16 protein-coding genes are annotated in these 18,085 nt (G+C 60.2%); 8 read left to right on the top strand and 8 right to left on the bottom strand.

Annotated elements, in window-relative coordinates; all coding sequences use genetic code 11:
- Positions 1-268 precede the first annotated feature (268 nt).
- From ACR0MO_RS01730 to ACR0MO_RS01720, 3 genes are all read left to right on the top strand, one after another.
- The gene (locus ACR0MO_RS01730) at positions 269-2,020 is read left to right on the top strand and encodes an acetolactate synthase 3 large subunit (RefSeq protein WP_170519251.1); all 1,752 of its coding nucleotides are present in this window, start codon (positions 269-271) and stop codon (positions 2,018-2,020) included.
- A gap of 67 nt (positions 2,021-2,087) precedes the next feature.
- Positions 2,088-2,648 carry an acetolactate synthase small subunit gene (gene ilvN / locus ACR0MO_RS01725; protein WP_170449999.1) on the top strand — a complete coding sequence of 187 codons (561 nt, stop codon included), beginning with the start codon at positions 2,088-2,090 and terminating at the stop codon, positions 2,646-2,648.
- 317 nt (positions 2,649-2,965) lie between these two features.
- Positions 2,966-3,694 (top strand): helix-turn-helix domain-containing protein, encoded by a 729-nt coding sequence (locus ACR0MO_RS01720; protein ID WP_480626136.1) that lies wholly within the window; start codon positions 2,966-2,968, stop codon positions 3,692-3,694.
- Here ACR0MO_RS01720 and ACR0MO_RS01715 read toward each other — a convergent pair.
- The 3 genes from ACR0MO_RS01715 to prfB form a co-directional block, all read right to left on the bottom strand.
- On the bottom strand, positions 3,687-4,472 hold the full coding sequence (locus ACR0MO_RS01715; RefSeq protein WP_480580767.1) for a DUF2189 domain-containing protein: 786 nt from the start codon (positions 4,470-4,472) through the stop codon (positions 3,687-3,689). The two genes, ACR0MO_RS01720 and ACR0MO_RS01715, sit on opposite strands and share 8 nt — an antisense overlap.
- 26 nt (positions 4,473-4,498) lie before the next feature.
- Positions 4,499-5,899: an amidase gene (locus ACR0MO_RS01710; RefSeq protein ID WP_480889423.1), complete on the bottom strand. Its 1,401-nt coding sequence runs from the start codon at positions 5,897-5,899 to the stop codon at positions 4,499-4,501.
- A gap of 185 nt (positions 5,900-6,084) precedes the next feature.
- On the bottom strand, positions 6,085-7,209 hold the full coding sequence (gene prfB, locus ACR0MO_RS01705) for a peptide chain release factor 2 (protein WP_480889421.1): 1,125 nt from the start codon (positions 7,207-7,209) through the stop codon (positions 6,085-6,087).
- Between the two features lie 77 nt (positions 7,210-7,286).
- Between prfB and ACR0MO_RS01700 the strand changes: the two genes are divergently transcribed.
- A complete protein-coding gene (locus ACR0MO_RS01700) occupies positions 7,287-8,120 on the top strand; it encodes an aminoglycoside phosphotransferase family protein (RefSeq protein ID WP_480889418.1) in 834 nt (277 codons plus the stop codon).
- On the opposite strand, the gene ACR0MO_RS01695 is transcribed toward ACR0MO_RS01700, so the two are convergent.
- The 3 genes from ACR0MO_RS01695 to ACR0MO_RS01685 all read right to left on the bottom strand — a co-directional run bounded on the left by ACR0MO_RS01695 (position 8,114) and on the right by ACR0MO_RS01685 (position 13,148).
- Entirely contained in the window at positions 8,114-10,603 is a 2,490-nt protein-coding gene (locus ACR0MO_RS01695) for a PBP1A family penicillin-binding protein (RefSeq protein ID WP_170519267.1), read from the bottom strand. The genes ACR0MO_RS01700 and ACR0MO_RS01695 overlap by 7 nt on opposite strands.
- A gap of 94 nt (positions 10,604-10,697) precedes the next feature.
- On the bottom strand, positions 10,698-11,918 hold the full coding sequence (locus ACR0MO_RS01690) for an N-acetylmuramoyl-L-alanine amidase (protein ID WP_170449986.1): 1,221 nt from the start codon (positions 11,916-11,918) through the stop codon (positions 10,698-10,700).
- 66 nt (positions 11,919-11,984) lie between these two features.
- Positions 11,985-13,148: an aminotransferase class I/II-fold pyridoxal phosphate-dependent enzyme gene (locus ACR0MO_RS01685; RefSeq protein ID WP_170519273.1), complete on the bottom strand. Its 1,164-nt coding sequence runs from the start codon at positions 13,146-13,148 to the stop codon at positions 11,985-11,987.
- On the opposite strand from ACR0MO_RS01685, the gene ACR0MO_RS01680 reads away from it, so the two are divergent.
- The 4 genes from ACR0MO_RS01680 to ACR0MO_RS01665 are packed head-to-tail and all read left to right on the top strand — an operon-like array spanning position 13,147 to position 15,989.
- Positions 13,147-14,529 (top strand): M48 family metalloprotease, encoded by a 1,383-nt coding sequence (locus tag ACR0MO_RS01680; RefSeq protein WP_480580757.1) that lies wholly within the window; start codon positions 13,147-13,149, stop codon positions 14,527-14,529. The two genes, ACR0MO_RS01685 and ACR0MO_RS01680, sit on opposite strands and share 2 nt — an antisense overlap.
- The gene (locus ACR0MO_RS01675) at positions 14,526-15,284 is read left to right on the top strand and encodes a DsbA family protein (protein ID WP_480889411.1); all 759 of its coding nucleotides are present in this window, start codon (positions 14,526-14,528) and stop codon (positions 15,282-15,284) included. The genes ACR0MO_RS01680 and ACR0MO_RS01675 overlap by 4 nt, the downstream gene beginning before the upstream one ends.
- A 14-nt stretch (positions 15,285-15,298) precedes the next feature.
- A complete protein-coding gene (locus tag ACR0MO_RS01670) occupies positions 15,299-15,670 on the top strand; it encodes a hypothetical protein (RefSeq protein ID WP_480889407.1) in 372 nt (123 codons plus the stop codon).
- Positions 15,657-15,989 carry a Rieske (2Fe-2S) protein gene (locus tag ACR0MO_RS01665; protein WP_480781046.1) on the top strand — a complete coding sequence of 111 codons (333 nt, stop codon included), beginning with the start codon at positions 15,657-15,659 and terminating at the stop codon, positions 15,987-15,989. The genes ACR0MO_RS01670 and ACR0MO_RS01665 overlap by 14 nt, the downstream gene beginning before the upstream one ends.
- A gap of 48 nt (positions 15,990-16,037) precedes the next feature.
- On the opposite strand, the gene ACR0MO_RS01660 is transcribed toward ACR0MO_RS01665, so the two are convergent.
- Both ACR0MO_RS01660 and ispG read right to left on the bottom strand, forming a co-directional pair.
- Positions 16,038-16,883, bottom strand: coding sequence for an SDR family NAD(P)-dependent oxidoreductase (locus tag ACR0MO_RS01660; RefSeq protein WP_170449978.1), 846 nt, complete (start codon positions 16,881-16,883; stop codon positions 16,038-16,040).
- Between the two features lie 28 nt (positions 16,884-16,911).
- Positions 16,912-18,033: a flavodoxin-dependent (E)-4-hydroxy-3-methylbut-2-enyl-diphosphate synthase gene (gene ispG, locus ACR0MO_RS01655; RefSeq protein WP_170449976.1), complete on the bottom strand. Its 1,122-nt coding sequence runs from the start codon at positions 18,031-18,033 to the stop codon at positions 16,912-16,914.
- Positions 18,034-18,085: the final 52 nt, after the last annotated feature.

The raw sequence follows: 18,085 nt of genomic DNA, 5'->3' as shown, positions 1-18,085 counted from the left end.
GCGTCAATCTGCGCAACAAAATGTCGCAAAATCGGAGTTCGGAGATAGAAAATTGGTGCAATTGCCTGTTGACGCCCCTGCGCGCCGACCATAATGTCCCTGCACGCAAAGAAGGAGCCTCTGGCGATGAGAACGCTAGTCGTAATCGTAGGAACCAAGCGCATGGGCCGGTAACGGTAAACCATAATCGAACCCATGCGCCTCCGAAAAAATCGGGGGCTTTTTTTATGCGAAACGCAAGACACATGTCGCGAACGGAGCAAAGCAGATGACACGTGAGATGACCGGCGCAAAGATGGTGGTTCAGGCCCTCAAGGATCAGGGCGTGGACACGGTATTCGGATACCCCGGCGGCGCCGTGCTACCGATCTATGATGAGATCTTTCTGCAAAACGACATTCGCCACATTCTGGTACGCCACGAACAGGGCGCGGTGCACGCCGCCGAAGGCTATGCGCGCTCGACCGGAAAGCCGGGCGTTGCGCTGGTGACATCCGGTCCCGGCGCGACTAACGCGGTGACCGGTCTGACCGACGCGCTGCTGGATTCGATCCCGATTGTGGTTCTGACCGGACAGGTTCCGACCTTCATGATCGGTTCGGACGCGTTTCAAGAGGCCGACACCGTCGGCATCACCCGCCCCTGCACCAAGCATAACTGGCTGGTGAAGGATACGGATTCCCTGTCCGCAACCATTCACGAAGCCTTTCACGTCGCCAAATCCGGCCGTCCCGGCCCGGTGTTGATCGACATCCCGAAGGACGTGCAGTTTGCAAGCGGTGAATACAACGCGCCGAAGCCGTCAACATCGCATTACCAGCCGGTTCTGAAAGGCGATCTGGAAGAGATCACCGAACTGGTTGCCGCAATGGAAACTGCCAAGAAGCCGGTTTTCTACACAGGCGGCGGCGTCATCAATTCCGGCCCCGCGGCCAGCCAATTGCTGCGCGAGCTGGTGGACGCGACCGGCTTCCCCATCACCTCGACCCTTATGGGTCTTGGGGCGTATCCGGCGTCGGGCGAAAACTGGCTGGGTATGCTGGGCATGCACGGGCTGTACGAAGCCAACATGGCGATGCATGACTGCGATCTGATGATCAATATCGGCGCGCGGTTCGATGACCGGATCACCGGGCGCATCGATGCGTTCTCGCCCAATTCGAAGAAAGCGCATGTCGATATCGATCCGTCCTCGATCAACAAGGTGATCCGCGTGGACATCCCGATTGTTGGCGACGTGGCCCATGTGTTGGAAGACATCCTGAAGGTCTGGAAGTCGCGCGGGCGCAAAACCGATGCGGCCTCGGTCAAGCAATGGCAGGCTCAGATCTCGGATTGGCGCAAGGTGAATTGCCTGGCTTTCACTGCCAGCGAAAAGACCATCAAACCGCAGCACGCGCTGCAGCGGCTGGAAGAGTTGACCAAGAAACACGACCGCTACATCACCACCGAAGTGGGCCAGCACCAGATGTGGGCCGCGCAGTACCTCGGGTTCGAAGATCCGAACCGCTGGATGACATCCGGTGGTCTGGGCACGATGGGCTATGGCTTCCCGGCTTCGATTGGCGTGCAGATGGCGCACCCGGATGCGTTGGTGATCAACGTTGCGGGCGAGGCGTCATGGCTGATGAACATGCAGGAAATGGGCACCGCTGTTCAGTACCGCCTGCCGGTCAAGCAGTTCATCCTGAACAATGAACGTCTGGGCATGGTGCGCCAGTGGCAGGAACTGCTGCATGGCGAACGCTATTCACATTCCTGGTCCGAGGCCCTGCCCGATTTCGTAAAACTCGCCGAGGCGTTTGGGGCGAAAGGCATCCTGTGTTCCGACCCCGCCGATCTGGACGATGCGATCATGGAGATGATCACCTATGACGGCCCGGTGATCTTCGACTGTCTGGTCGAAAAGCACGAAAACTGCTTCCCCATGATCCCGTCGGGCAAGGCCCATAACGAAATGCTGCTGGGCGAGGCCGAGACACAGGGCGTGATCGACTCCAAAGGCTCGGTTCTGGTCTGACGCATTTGAAGATTTCAGTCGGACGCCTCGCGCGTCCGGCCACAGATGGATGATGAAAGGGACATAAATGTCTGCCCTACATATCAAAAAAGGCTCCACCCGCCACTCGGCCTATAACCTACGGCCTACGTTTTCGGACGTTCAGGAACGCCACACCATCGCGGTTCTGGTCGAGAACGAACCCGGTGTTCTGGCCCGCGTGATCGGCTTGTTCTCGGGCCGTGGTTACAACATCGAAAGCCTGACTGTGGCCGAGGTGGATCACACCGGCCACCTGAGCCGGATCACCATTGTCACCGCCGGAACCCCGCAGGTGATCGAGCAGATCAAGGCGCAACTTGGCCGTATTGTGCCGGTTCATGACGTGCATGACCTGACGGTCGAGGGCCCCTCGGTCGAGCGTGAACTGGCCATCATCAAGGTGGTGGGCGAAGGCGACAAACGGGTCGAGGCGCTGCGGCTGGCCGATATCTTCCGCGCCAATGTGGTCGACAGCACGCTCAATTCGTTCATCTTCGAGATCACCGGTGCGCCGGACAAGATCGACGCCTTTGCCGATCTGATGCGTCCGCTGGGATTGATCGAGATTGCCCGCACCGGCGTCGCTGCCTTGCTGCGCGGCGACTAAAGAACCAACGCCCTGCCCCGGTTCACTGGATGAAACCGGGGCAAGGACAGGCCTGACGTGCCAATATGCTGCCCCTGACAGCCTCTGATTGAGTTTATGTGCGTTAATTTTGTCATAACGCCGCCCTCTCTCGGATAAACATCAAACAAATTGGAATAAAGCCTATTGCCTTTGGCTTACGGCGCGTTAGCCTCGTGGCCGCAACGCGACGTGGGGATACGTTGCTTGGGGTCATCTTTACGATTGCTGATATGCGTACGGTTATCCGGACGCCGCTATCATGTTTTTGCAGGGAATTGGTAACGCCGGGGACAGACATGACCGACGACATTCGCAGCCCTGCTGAGCTTCGGGCCATGTTCGGTTCGAATCTCAGACAGCTTGCGCGACAGCATCCCTCTGTCTCGGCCCTGTGTCGGAAACTTGGGATCAACCGGACCCAGTTCAACCGCTATCTGGCGGGTGAAAGTTTTCCCCGCCCCGACGTGCTGGATCGCATCTGCCGGTTCTTCGACATTGATGCCCGAATTGTTCTGGAACCGCTGAACGACATTCCCAAGACCGAGGGCCACCCGGCCAGTTCTGTCCTGACCCAGTTTCTTGGCTCTGGGTCCGAACCCAGCGCTGCGACCCCCTTTCCGTCCGGTTTCTATGCAGTTGTAGAAAGCCAGCCCCTTACGCCGCAAGTGTCGATGCTGTACGCAACCCGTTTGCCGCAATGCACGTTGGTCCGCGGATACACGCCACGCGGCCTGATGCCCGGCGCACCGCCAAAAGCCCGCGAGATTCAGGGCATTGCCGCCAGTTCCGGGGATCACGTCTCGATCCTGACATCCCAACGCGGCGGGGCAAACAGCAAGATCTACGTCATCACCCCCGATGCAGATCACTGGCGCGGCACGGTGATCCGGCCTTCTACAGCGCAGGAGCCCAAACCGGTCATGTTGCAGCATCTTGGCCAGAACGCCGGTGCCGTGTTCCACACGGCCCGGCAATCCATGAAATCCAGCACGCTGTCCGCGCCGGGTGGGCTGGCTGTCAGCTAGCGATCTCGGCCTTGTCGGCTTGCGCGATTTCGCGATACAGGTGCCAGCTTGCGTGCCCCAACAGTGGCAGGACAATCAGCAGGCCCAGAAACCACGGAATCATGGCGACAAATGTCAGCACGGCAATGAACGCCCCCCATGCAAGCATCACGGCCTTATTTTCGGAAACATACATAAAGCTGGCAATCATGGCGGTGACAAAATCCAGCTCGCGATCCAGCAGCATCGGAATCGACAGAACGGAAATCATGTAAAGAAGCGTCGCAAACACAGCGCCAACAACGGTGCCGACGGCCAGCATCGTCAATCCGTTCAGCGTCAGAAATACCTCGATCGACGTGGACACGTTCGTCATGGTCGACAGCCCCATGAACAGGGCAAAGATCATGTGACCCAGAAAGAACCAGAACAGAAACACCACCACAATAATGGCGCAGATCGAAGGCAATTGACGGCGGCTTTGCTGTATCACCACCCCGAAAATCGCCTTCATATCAAGTGGTTCACCCCGTTCCAACCGGTGCGAGACCTCATACAACCCAACCGCTGCAAAAGGTCCAAGCAACGGAAAACTGATGGCAGCCAGAACCAGCCAAAAGGTTGTGCCTGTTTGCACCGTCACCCAGGCCATCGCCCACCCGGCCAGAACATAGAACCCGGCAAATATCAGACCAAACACCGGCGCGCGGCGATAATCGGCCCAGGCCTGTCGCAAAGCGCTGCGCAACATCGCGGTGTTGACCGCTTGCATCTGTGGAACGCCAAAAGGCTTCTCCATCTCGTTTCCTCCCTCCCTGCCCGGCGCTATGGCATTGCCGGTCTTCTTTTTGGCCAATCGGTTGCGGCGTGATAGGCCGCCCCCAGTGACAACAATCGCGCGTCCGACCCGCGCGGCCCGAACAGTTGCAAGCCCATCGGCAGCCCCTGCGCCCCAAAGCCGGCTGGAACCGCCAGACAGGGCAAGCCAATCAGGCTGACCGGCACCGTCACGTGCATCCAGCGGTGATAAGTGTCCATTGCACGCCCGGCAATCTCGGTCGGATACGGTGTCTCAACCGCAAAGGGCCAGACCTGCGCGGCAGGCAGGATCAGCGCGTCATAGCTTCGAAACACCTCCGCCGCCGTCCGGAACCATTCGGACCGCACCACGCTCGCCTGATGAACCTGCATGGCGGTCAGCGCCAGGCCCCGGTCCAACTCCCACTGCGCGCTGTCCTTCAAGGCCGACCGTTGCCCGGACAAGGGCTCCAGACCGGTAGCCACCGACCAGGATCGCAGAGTGATCCAGCTGTCCCACATCTGTTCGGCATCAAAGGGCGGCGGCACATGCGTGACCTCAGCCCCCAGGTCTTCAAAGACCCGTGTGGCCACTTGGCAGAGGTCCAGAACCCCCTCCTCCATCGGAAACGCCCCACCCCAGTCGCCCAGCCACCCAATCCGAACGCCGCTCAGATCGGCGGGACCCACCGGTGAGACCGGTGCGCTTGAAGCAGACAGAGGCAGGCGCGGATCGGGGCCCGAGATCACATCCAACAACAGGCCCAGATCCTCCGGGCTGCGCGCCATCGGTCCCAAAGTCGACAACTGATGCAAAAACCCATCGCCAACCGGGTCCGACGGCACCCGCCCCCAGCTGGGCCGAAAGCCATACACATTGTTCCACGCTGCCGGGTTGCGCAAACTGCCCATCATGTCCGAGCCATCGGCCAGCGCCACCATCCCCGTCGCCAAGGCCACCGCCGCCCCGCCCGAAGACCCGCCGCAGGTGCGCGCGGCGTCGTAAGGGTTCCGCGTCGCCCCATAGACCGGATTGAACGTATGCGAGCCCAACCCGAATTCCGGCGTATTGGTCTTGCCAATCAGGATCGCTCCCGCCGCACGCATCCGCGCCGCAATCAGATCATCCGTGTCAGGCACAAACCCATCGAACAAAGGCGACCCCTGCGATGAAACGACGCCCGCCACGTTGACCAAATCCTTCACTGCGATCGGCACCCCGTGCAGCGGTCCGCGAATGGGCCCTTCATCCATCGCCTGCGCCTCGGCCAACAACGCATCTTCATCCCGCAAGGCGACAATGGCATTCACCACGCCATTCACCTGCCCGATCCGCTCCAGCGTCGCGCGCATCACCTCGACCGCTGTCACCCGCCTGTGCGACAGGTCAGAAATCAGCGTCCGCGCAGAATGGTCTGAGAGGTTCATATGGGCTCCGGCAGCAATGCAACTCACGTCACAATCAGCCTAGCCGGGCCGCAAGATCAATAAAACCCACTGTTTAAATACATCTTTCCCGGGTCAGCCTGCGCCGCCCGGATCCCCTTCATCTGGCTAAAAATACCTCGGGGGAGTCGCGGCTTGCCGCGGCGGGGGCAGAGCCCCCGACCCACTTAGTCGCCCTGCGCCTCGGACCGGCTTTTGCCCGCCACGTTCAATGCAAGTGTCGCCGCCATGAACCCGTCCAGATCCCCGTCCAACACACCTTTGGTGTCCGAGGTCTCATGGTTCGTCCGCAGGTCTTTCACCATCTGATAGGGCTGCAAGACGTAAGACCGGATCTGGTTGCCCCATCCCGCATCGCCCTTCGCCTCATGCGCCGCGTTGATGTCGGCATTCCGGCGGTCCAGCTCTTGCTGATACAGCCGCGATTTCAGCGCCTTCATGGCAATGTCGCGGTTCTGGTGCTGCGATTTCTCGGAACTCGTCACAACAATCCCGGTCGGAATGTGCGTGATCCGCACCGCCGAGTCGGTGGTGTTCACGTGCTGACCACCCGCACCCGAGGACCGATAGGTATCAATCCGAATATCGGCTGGGTTCACCTCGATCTCGATATTGTCGTCCACCACCGGATAAACCCAGACCGAGCTGAACGAGGTATGCCGCTTTGCCGCCGAGTCATAAGGCGAAATCCGCACCAGCCGGTGCACGCCACTTTCCGATTTCAGCCAGCCATAGGCGTTATGGCCGGAAATTTTGTAGGCGGCAGATTTGATCCCCGCCTCTTCGCCCGCCGTCTCGGACTGCAACTCGACCGTATAGCCCTTCTTCTCGGCCCAGCGCACATACATCCGCGCCAGCATCGACGCCCAGTCGCAGCTTTCCGTACCACCCGCGCCCGAGTTGATCTCGAGGAAGGTGTCGTTGCTGTCGGCCTCGCCATCCAGCAGCGCCTCAAGCTCTTTCTTCGCCGCCTTGGCCCCGAGCGCCTTGATGGCCGCTTCGGCGTCCTGAACAACCTCTTCGTCCTCTTCCATCTCGCCCAGTTCGATCAGCTCGATATTGTCGTTCAGATCGGTTTTTATCGTCTCATAGGTCTCGATGGCATCGACCAGCATCTGACGCTCGCGCATCAGTTTCTGCGCGTTTTCAGGGCTGTCCCACAGGTTGGGATCCTCGACGCGCGCGTTGAATTCCTCAAGTCGGTGCGGTGCGGTTTCATAGTCCATGCGCTGCGCCAACAGCTCCAGCGACTTTTCGATTTCCGCCACGATATTCTGGGTTTCGGCGCGCATGGTCTTGTCCCAACTTGCTCAATCAGGCCTGCGTGATAGCAAGAGGTGAAGGCCACCACAAGACAGGCGAGAGGTGAATGCAGGCCCCACCGCAAGAGATTCTGGATCACTGGCGATTGACGATGGTCAGGCCCGTCGCCGAAACCGGTGCCGCGCGGGTGTGGAAGGTGCGCGATGCGAGCGGAGCGGATGTCGCGCTGAAACTCTACCGCCGCGAAAATCGCGGGAACGAGGCCTGCGGGGCCGATCTGTTGTGCGCATGGCAGGACCGGGGTGCCGTTACGATCCTGCGCGAAACCGAAACGGCGATTTTGATGGAATGGCTCGAGGGCCAAACCCTCGGCGACATAGCTCGGCAAGGCGCGGTGATTGAGGCTCTGAACGCGCTGGCAGAAACTGCCACAAGGTTACACTCATCGCCACAACCAACACTGCACGGGCTGCGCCCGCTTGCGGATGCCATAGCGCCTCTTTTTCAATGCAGGTTCGCCCCGGGGTGCCCAACGCCCCTGACGCAGGACATGACGCGCGCCATCGCTCTGGCCAAGCATCTGTTGGAAACCCATCCAACATCCCAGCCGCTGCATGGCGACCTGCACCCGGACAACGTCATCCTGACCAACAGCGGCCCACGTGTGTTCGATGCCAAAGGGTATCTGGGCGATCCCGCGTTCGAACTGGCCAATGCGATCCGTCACCCGAAGGGAATGCCGGATTTGGTGCGACAGCCAGAGCAGATCGAACGCTGCCTGACGCTCTATGCCAGCGCCCTTGATGTGTCGCGCGAACGGCTTGCCCAATGGGCGGCAGCCAAATGCGCCATGTCGATTTTCTGGAGGTCAAACGGCCCCGTCACAAGGGATGACGAGGCCGGTCTTTTGAACTTACTTTTGAAAGCTGCGGATCAATAAAGCCCGCCCGTCGTCACGTCGCCCTGCGTGGCCTTTGGCCCAACCGTGACCGTCTGACCGGTCGAGGTCTGCACCTGAACACCCGCGCGCTGCACTTCTTCGAACAGCGGCAGGTCCGAGCCGATAGCAAAGCCACCGTCATAAATCCGGTCGATGAAGCCATCGACGCCATCCCGGAAATACTCGGCCACCACATAGTCGCCCGTTGCATCCGCAGGCAGGCGCGCACCGCTAAAGCGGTCAATCTTTATGAAATGGCCACCTTCGGGCACTTCGAACGGGCCGCCACCGTATTTCTCAACGGCCTTTTCCATAAAGCTCTGGAAGACCGGGCCACACATGGTGCCGCCATAGGCCCCCCGGCCCATCGGGCGCGGACGGTCGTAGCCGATATAGCAACCGGCTACGATGTTCGAGGTGAAGCCGATGAACCACGCGTCCTTCGACTCGTTGGTCGTTCCGGTTTTGCCCGCCGTCGGCACCGGCAGGTTCACATAGCGCGACGCAGTGCCACGATCCACAACGCCCTTCATCATGGACGTCAGCTGATACGCGGTGATCGCATCCATGACCTGAGAGCGGTTGGTCTCGATGGTGGGCGACTCGTCGGGTTCCAGCCAGCTTGAGTTGCAATCCAGACATTGCCGGTCGTCATGGCGATAGATCGTCTTGCCGAACCGGTCCTGAATACGGTCGACCAGAGTGGGCTCGACCCGTTCACCGCCATTGGCGAACATCGCGTAGGCGGCGACCATTTTGTAAAGCGTGGTTTCCTCGGACCCCAAGGAGTTGGCCAGAAACGCGCCCATCCGGTCATAGACCCCAAAGCGTTCCGCGTATCCGGCGACGACGGGCATTGTGACCTCTTGCGCCAGACGGATGGTCATCAGGTTCCGAGATTGCTCGATCCCCGTGCGAAGCGGCGTGGGACCATAGAACTTGTTCGACGAGTTCTTTGGCCGCCACAGTCCCTGCGGCGTGTTCACCTCAATCGGGGCATCCACGACGATGGTTGCCGGGCTGTAGCCACTGTCCAGCGCGGCAGCATAAACGAAGGGCTTAAAGGACGATCCCGGCTGACGCTGCGCCTGTGTGGCGCGGTTGAACACCGTGTCCTGATACGAGAACCCGCCCTGCATCGCCAGAACACGGCCCGAGTTCACATCCATCGCGACAAAACCGCCCTGCACTTCGGGCACCTGACGGGCGGACCATTGCCCCTCTTCCCCGGCCATGACAAGGATCACGTCACCGCGTTTGAAATTGTCGAAGAAGTTGCCCTGCATCCATTTGATGTCCGAGCGTGGGATAATGCCGTCGGACGGGCCATCCTCGATGCCCACCGTCAGTTGCTGTTCGGCCACGTCCATGACAACCGCCGGATACCATTGGGATGGCAGCACCACGTCACGGGGGATTTCCATCAGCGCGAGCGCCTGACGCCATTGCGCCTCATCCGCCAATTGTTCTTCTGGGATCACCTCGCCGGTTCCGCGCCACTTACCGCGCGACAGGTCGTATTTCTGCAACGCTTCACGCAAGGCCCGAGCCGCTTCGACCTGCATCTCTTCGTCAACCGAGGCGCGGACAGTGAAGCCGCCGGTAAAGAATTCACCCTCACCAAAATCCTCGCTCAGCTGGCGGCGGATTTCATCGGTGAAATAGTCGCGCGGCGGCAGCGCGGTACGGAAACTTTCGAAATCTCCGTTTTGAACCGAGCGCAGAGGCATTTCGACCTCGACCTCATAGGTCGCCTGATCGATATAGCCGTTCTGGTTCATCTCGCGCAGCACATAGTTGCGGCGGGCCAGCAGGCGTTCCTTTTGACGAACCGGGTGATAGTCAGACGGTGCCTTGGGCATGGCGGCCAGCATCGCGGCCTCATGCGGGGCCAGTTCCTGCAGGGTTTTGTTGAAATAGGTCTGCGCCGCAGCGGTCACGCCGTAGGAGTTCTGGCCCAGAAAGATCTCGTTCATGTAAAGTTCGAGGATCTGTTCCTTGTCCAACGTATCCTCGAGCCGGGTGGCGAGGATGATTTCCTTGATCTTGCGCTCGGCCCGACGGTCGCCGGACAGCAGGAAGTTCTTCATCACCTGCTGCGTGATGGTCGAGGCCCCGCGCACGGTCTCTCCCTTGGTCCGCACCGCCTCGACCCCTGCCGCGATGATTCCGCGCGGGTCATAGCCTTGGTGGCTGTAGAAGTTCTTGTCTTCCGCCGAAATGAAGGCCTGTTTCACCAGATCGGGAATTTCCTCGGACGGGGTGAACAAACGACGTTCCTGCGCGAACTCGTCGATCAACTGGCCTTCGCCCGAGTAAATCCGGCTGATTGTCGGAGGCTTGTATTGGGCCAATGATTCATGGCTGGGCAGATCGCGGCCATACATCCAGAACACCGCGCCGATCACCAGCGCGGTCATGAAAATACCCAAAGTCACGAGGCTGAAAATCGCCCCGAAAATCGAAAGAATGAACCGGATCACGTTACTGCCTTTTTCTCGCGCTGCCGCCTATATAGGGACGCACCGCCCAAGGGTCAAAACCACAAGCGCATTCTAGCCGCTTTGCGCCCTCAGGTCACTGTCCAATCAGGGATCGTCTGATCACATCCTGCTGCCGCCAGTCTTCCAGCCCCTGATAAATCCCCAGCGCCATCTGGGCGCGCCATTCGGGATTTTTGATGTTTTTCAGGTCTCTGGGGCTGGACAGAAATCCAAGCTCGACCAGAACCGAGGGGATATCGGCTGCCTTGAGCACCGAGAAGGAGGCAGACCGCAAGGGTTTGCTGTTCATCGGCCCACCCTGCTGCGCCATGCCGTTCGCCACCGCCCGCGCCAGCGCATCCGTGCGTGGCTGGGTTTCCTGCCGCGCCAGATCCAGCAAAACGTCAGTGACTTGATCATCCGCCCCGCTCAGATCGACGCCGGACAGCAGATCCCCCCGATCATGCCGTTCGGCCAGTTTCAGACTGGCCATGTCCGAGGCCTCTTCCGACAGGGTATAGACCACCGCGCCATGGGCCTGCCCTTCGGACAGTGAATCCGCGTGCAGTGAGACAAACAGATCCACACCCGCCTGATGCGCCAGAGCGATGCGGCGTTCCAGCGACACGAAATGATCGCCGGTTCGCGTCAAATAAACCTCGTAACCGCCTGATCGCAAAAGCAGCTCGCGCAGTTCGCGGGCAAAGGTCAGCATCATGGTTTTCTCATCGATCCCGCCAACCTCGGCCCCCGGATCGATACCACCATGGCCCGGGTCCAGCATCACGCGCAGCGGTCGATCTGCATTTGGCGGGACCACTTTGGCGGTCACAGCCGGTTCCGGCAAATCCCAACCGGGATTGTGCGGCACGCCAGCCGAGGCATTGAAGGCGTCAAAATCGACCCCCTTCAGGTTCAGCGACAGCACCGCCGTCCCCGCATTTTGGTCGATTTTCATCTCGGCAGTGTCCACGGCCATCGGCGCACCCAGATCCAGCACCAAACGTGACCAACCGGGCACATAAGCCCCGAATTGCACGCCGCTGATCCGGTCCGATTGCAGGAAATCGTCACGGTTCAGGCCGCGCCAGTCGACTTCCTGAAAGTCCATGACCATGCGGTAGGGATCGCGCAGGGTAAAGATGCGGTACGGCACCCCCTGGCTAAGGCCCAGATCGACGCGGACACCCGTGCGCCCCGTATCCTCGATGCGGCTTTGATCTGGCTGAATACGCGCCAGCGCGTTGAAATCCTGCGCAAACGCAGCACTGGCGAGCGCCCAGATCAGGGCGATGCAAAAGAAAATCCTGCTCATGGCCTCAAGTTTTCCCGAGATCGTTTGGCTGGCAGCCTATACCACGCGGGGCCTTTTGTGAACGGGTCAGACCTGTTCAGCCAAGGCACCGCGTTCGGACATGAATCTGTGCAGCCGCGACAGCCCCTCTTCGATATCGGCAGTGGCCCGCGCGTAAGAGAACCGCAGGGTCGTGTGACCGCGCGCGGGGTCGAAATCCAGCCCCGGCGTGACCGCGACACCTGCCTTGTCCAGAATCTCTGCCGCAAGGGCGCAGCTGTCATCGGTCAGGTCCGAGACGTCGGCATAGACATAAAACGCCCCATCCGGCGGCGCGATATTGGTGAACCCGGCTTTGGGTAGACCTGCCAGCATCAGCGCCCGGTTCTGACGGTAGACATCCAGATTGGCCTGCAGTTCTTCGTCGCAATCCATTGCGGCCAGCGCGGCCACCTGACTGGCATGGGGCGCGCAGATGAACATGTTCTGGGCGATCCGCTCGACCACGCGTACCTGATCTTCCGGAACCACCATCCAGCCGACCCGCCAGCCAGTCATCGAGAAGTACTTGGAGAACGAGTTGATCACATAGCACTCATCCGTCAGTTCCAGCGCGGTGACGGCTTTGGCCTCATATTCCAGCCCGTGATAAATCTCATCGCTGATGAATGAGGCACCCTGCCCCCGCGCCGCCTCGATCAGCGCGCCCATCGCGGCGTGATCCAGCATAGTGCCGGTTGGATTAGCCGGGGACGCGACCATCAGGCCCTGAAGGTCCAGCCCGGCAAAATCGCTGGGCACCGGTTGCAGCCGGTTTTCAGGCGCAGTCGGCAGATCGACTGGGACCAAGCCAAGGGCCTTCAGGATCTGCCGATAAGACGGATAGCCCGGCGCGCCAACGCCTACGCGGTCGCCGCTGTCAAAGAGCGCGGTGAAAGCCAGCAGAAACCCGCCGGATGAGCCGGGCGTGATCACCACACGTTCGGGGTTCAGATCGACATTGTACCATTCGCCATACATCCGCGCGACCCGCTGCCGCAGCGCGGGCAGGCCCAAAGCCACCGTATAGCCCAGTGGCCCTTGCTGCATCGCCCCGGCCAAAGCTTCGGTCGCGCCTTTGGGGGCACCGGTTCCGGGTTGGCCGACCTCCATGTGGATGATGTGGCGTCCGGCCTCTTCCGCTTTGCGTGCGGCCTCCATCACATCCATCACAATAAACGGATCGACCCCGGACCGGGTTGAGTTTCTCATGCCCATCTCCCATGTTGCAGCCATGGCTTTTGAACGCGTATCCCGGCTGGCGTCAATCCCGGCCCTGATACTGGCGGCTGTCGTTTGGCTGACGGCCGCAGCGCAAAGCCATGCCCAAAGCCTGATCCGCGACCCCGACATCGAATACGGGCTGCGAGAGCTGGCCTTCCCAGTACTGCGCGCCGCCGGTCTGAACACCAACCGGGTGCGAATTCTGGTGGTCAATGACAGCACGTTCAACGCCTTTGTCATCGACTACAACGCCATCTACCTGAATTACGGTCTGATTCTGGGCGTCGACAGCCCCGAAATGCTGCAGGCCGTGATCGCACACGAAGCCGCGCACATCGCCAACGGGCACCTCGCCCGTCGTGCCGAAAACCTGCGGGCGGCGAACCGCAATGCGGGTCTGGGTACCGCGCTGGCCCTGATCGCGGCCGTGGCAGGTGGCGGAGAGGCCGCTGCCGGGATTGCAGCCGGTGTTCAAGGTTCCGCCATACGCAGTTTCCTGGGTCACACGCGGGCCGAAGAAGCCTCGGCCGACCGAAGCGCCGCCAGTTACCTGCGATGGGCCGGGATATCGCCCAGCGGCATGGTGACGCTGCATCGCAAATTCGCCGGCCAGGAATTGCTGAGCCTGACCAATCAGGACCCTTACATGCGGTCCCACCCCACCAGCCGCGAACGTCTGCGCGCAGCCGAAGCGTTTCTGGAAGAATTCGGTGACAAGGCCGAGCCCAACGCCAATGCCGACTACTGGTTCGCGCGGGTCAAGGGCAAGCTTTCGGCCTTTCTGCGCTCACCCACATGGACCTTGCGCCGCGCCAAAGAGGAAACCGACCGCGACATTCGCATGATGCGCGAGGCGTCGGCCCATCACCAAAACCGCAACCTCGCGCGCGCCCGCGCAGCCATTGACGAAGCGCTGGCTATTCGCCCGGACGATCCGTTCTACTACGAACTCAAAGGTCAAATCCTGTTGGAAAACAGACAATTGTCCGAGGCTGTTCAAGCTTATGGGCAAGCGGTCGAGATGGCCCCGAATGATTCATTGATTCTGGCCGGATACGGGCGCGCATTGCTGGCGCAAGGCAAGACTAACGAGGCTTTGGGCGTGCTTGAAAAAGCGCGGGCGCGTGATTTTCGAAACGCCCGCCTGATGCGCGACCTGGGCCTCGCCTATTCGCAGGTTGGAAATAACGGGATGGCGGCGACCGTCACCGCGGAACGATATGCCCTGCAAGGCCGGTTGGCCGATGCGGGGATCCACGCAAGGCGCGCCGTCGGGCAATTGCCCGAGGGCTCTCCGGGTTGGCAAAGGGCACAGGATGTGTTGATTGCCTCGGAACGCGCAAAGAAAGCAAAAAGGAACAGGAAATGATCCTCAGACTTGCAGCACCCGCCCTTCTGGGGCTTTCCCTGATCACAGGCCCGGCACAGGCGCTGGACCTGAACGCCATGACCGAGACCGAGCGCGCCGAATTTGGCGCCCAGGTCCGTGAGTACCTTCTGGAAAACCCCGAGGTCATTCTGGAAGCGATCAACATTCTGGAACAGCGCAACGCCGCCGCCGAAGCTGCCGCGGACAAGGAACTGGTCGCGGCCAACTCGGATGAGTTGTTCAATGACGGTTTCAGCTGGGTCGGCGGCAACCCGGACGGAGATATCACTCTGGTCGAGTTCATGGACTATCGCTGCGGCTATTGCCGTCGCGCGGTGCCCGAAGTGGCGCAGTTGCTGGAAGCCGATGGCAACATCCGGCTGGTGATCAAAGAGTTCCCGATCCTTGGCGACGCCTCGGTCCTGTCCTCGCGCTTTGCCGTGGCCACCAAACATGTGGCCGGCGCTGATGCGTATAAACAGGTCCACGACGCCCTGCTTGAATTCAGCGGCGAGCCGTCCGAAGTGACCCTGCGCCGTATCTCGGACGGTCTGGGGCTGGACAGCGACGCGATCATCGCCGCAATGAATAGCGATCAGGTCACCGAAGAAATCCAGCACACCCGCGCCCTGGCGCAGCGGATGCAAATCTCGGGCACGCCTTCGTTTGTTCTGGGCACTGAGATGCTGCGCGGCTTCCTGCCCGCCGATCAGATGCAACAGATTGCGGATGGGGTTCGCGCGGATCGGGGGTAAGGCTTTGGGGCGGATTGACCGCCCCACCTAAAACCGCAGTTCACTCCGCGTCGAAAATCAACGCATTCGCGATACCGGGCGAAGTGCAGGCATCAGCCGTTTCTCAACCGATTCAGATTACGTATTTCATGCAGACTAAAGGCAATTTCCTTTACCACCTGACCGCAGGATGGGCTGCGCTGATAGTCACAGTTGGGCTGTATTACCTGTTTTCCAGCGCCGAACCAACTGCGGACGTTGAAGCCCGCTATCAGGCGAGAATGCAAACCGTACCTATTGAAAGTTGGGAACCTGGCGACGTTAGAACCCTAGTTTTTTGGCCGCAAGCCCGTCGTTATATGGCGCCGCGACCAAGCGGAGATGGCAACGGCAATGTCGCAAGCTGACCCGAGCATTCCCCAGGAAGACTGGGCTGAAGCATTGAATGATGGATCGCTCGCAACGCTCCTTGGGCCCGAGGAATTTGCACGCATCGAATGGCTCATCGTCAGCCCTATCAATACCGGAGGTTTTGGGTGCATCGTCCTGACCAAGGCTGGTGATTACGACGGGTTCTTCGATCCATGCCAAGGCGCTCATTTCGATTTGTGGGGTCGCCCTCAAAGGGGTCCAACTGACAAAAATTTGAAGGTACACCCGATTTATTTTGCCGAAGGCGGGCAATCTCTCGTTCGTGATCTGTCAACGCTGCCATCGTCAAACTAACCGGGCCAACGCGGTTTATCCCAAGTTACGCCGATTCTGCGGAAGGTTCTACTTTCCGGTCTTTTCGAACTCGGCGAATTTCTCCGCATAATCCGGGTGCCAGCGTGACAAAGCCGGGCGGTTTTCGGTCAGGTCGACCGTATTCCACTGGATCCGGCGGTTGTCGCGGGTGCTGTCCACGTCATTGTCCGGGCAAAGAATGTAGAACGCACCTTCTGACATGCGGCTTATGAAATGATCCACCGTCTGCTCGCTGGTCCAGGCGGCATCGGGTTTTTCCGGAAGGAACGCGGCGATCATGCCGGTATATGTAAAACCGGGAACGAACAGATGCACCGAGATCGGGGCCTCGGCCTGCCGTAATTCATGCGCCAATTGTTCGCTGAGAACGCGCACAGCCGCCTTGCTGACATTGTAGCCCGGATTGCCGGGCGGCGTGGTAATACCCTGCTTCGAGCCGGTATTGATCACTACGGCGGGGCGACCGGCCTCGATCATGCGCGGAACAAAGGCCTGTACCCCGCGCAGAACACCCAGAAAGTTAACCTCAAGCAGTTTCAGCCAGTTTTCCATCCCGGACCATGCCTTGGTCGGCAGGCTGATACCGGCATTGTTCATCAATACGGCGACCGGCCCTGTGGCAAAAGCTTTGTCGGCCAGCGCATCGATGTCTTCCTGCTTGGTGACATCAGTCGGAACAGCGAACACCTGGGCTCTGTCCGCAACATGGCCACGAACCTCGGCCACGGCCTCATTCAGCCGCTCACCGGGCAGATCGGCCAGAATGACGCTTAGACCTGCCTGTGCGAACCGGATGGCCGATACGCGGCCCACACCGCTGGCCGCCCCTGTGACGACGGCCACGCCGCCCTGTTCAATTGCCTTGAGATACATGCCAATCCTCCCTTTGTGGGACAGAAGGCTACTCCGCCGCCTCTGCCGCTGCATCCAGCTCGGCGGCTTTCTTCTCGACCTCTTCCACGATGTGATCGATCATCTGATCGTTCGACATCTTGTGGCTGGCCTTGCCCGCCAGATAGACCATGCCGGAGCCCGCCCCGCCGCCGGTAAAGCCCACATCGGTCATCAGCGCCTCACCCGGACCATTTACGACGCAGCCGATGATCGACAAGGACATCGGTGTTTTAATGTGTTCCAGACGATGCTCCAGCGCCTCGACCGTCTTGATCACGTCAAACCCCTGCCGCGCGCAGGACGGGCATGAGATAATGTTGACCCCGCGATGGCGCAGGCCCAGCGATTTGAGGATTTCAAAGCCGACCTTGACCTCTTCCACCGGATCCGCGGACAGGCTGACGCGGATCGTGTCGCCAATGCCCATCCATAGCAGATTGCCCAGACCGATGGCGGATTTGATGGTGCCGCTGACCAGCCCACCGGCCTCGGTGATACCCAGATGGATCGGCGCATCCGTGGCCTCGGCAATGCCCTGATAGGCGGCTGCCGACAGGAACACGTCGCTGGCCTTCACGCTGATCTTGAACTCGTGGAAGTCGTTGTCTTGCAGGATGCGGATATGCTCTAACCCGCTTTCGACCATCGCCTCGGGGCACGGCTCGCCATATTTCTCAAGCAGATGCTTTTCCAAGGACCCCGCGTTCACCCCAATGCGGATCGAGCAATTGTGGTCGCGGGCGGCTTTGATCACCTCTTTGACGCGCTTTTCATCCCCGATATTGCCCGGATTGATCCGCAGACAGGCGGCACCCGCCTCGGCGGCTTCGATGCCTCGGCGGTAGTGAAAATGAATGTCGGCCACAATCGGCACCGGGCTTTCGCGCACGATCTCTTTCAGCGCTTTCGCGGATGCCTCATCCGGGACCGACACGCGAACGATATCCGCACCAGCCTCGGCCGCCGCCTGCACCTGCGCAACCGTCGCAGCCACATCCGTGGTCAGGGTGTTGGTCATGGTCTGCACGGCGATGGGCGCATCACCACCAACCGGCACATTGCCGACCATGATCTGACGGGATTTGCGGCGATAAATGTCGCGCCAAGGGCGTACATGATTAAGAGACATGAGAACCTGTCCGCGTCTAGCTGGGTTGCGACATTAGATAGTCCGCGAACCG

This window comes from Ruegeria sp. K5 (genome assembly GCF_056531805.1).
The sequence above is the reverse complement of the archived record's forward strand: the minus strand, read 5'-3'. Positions and strand labels throughout refer to the sequence as shown.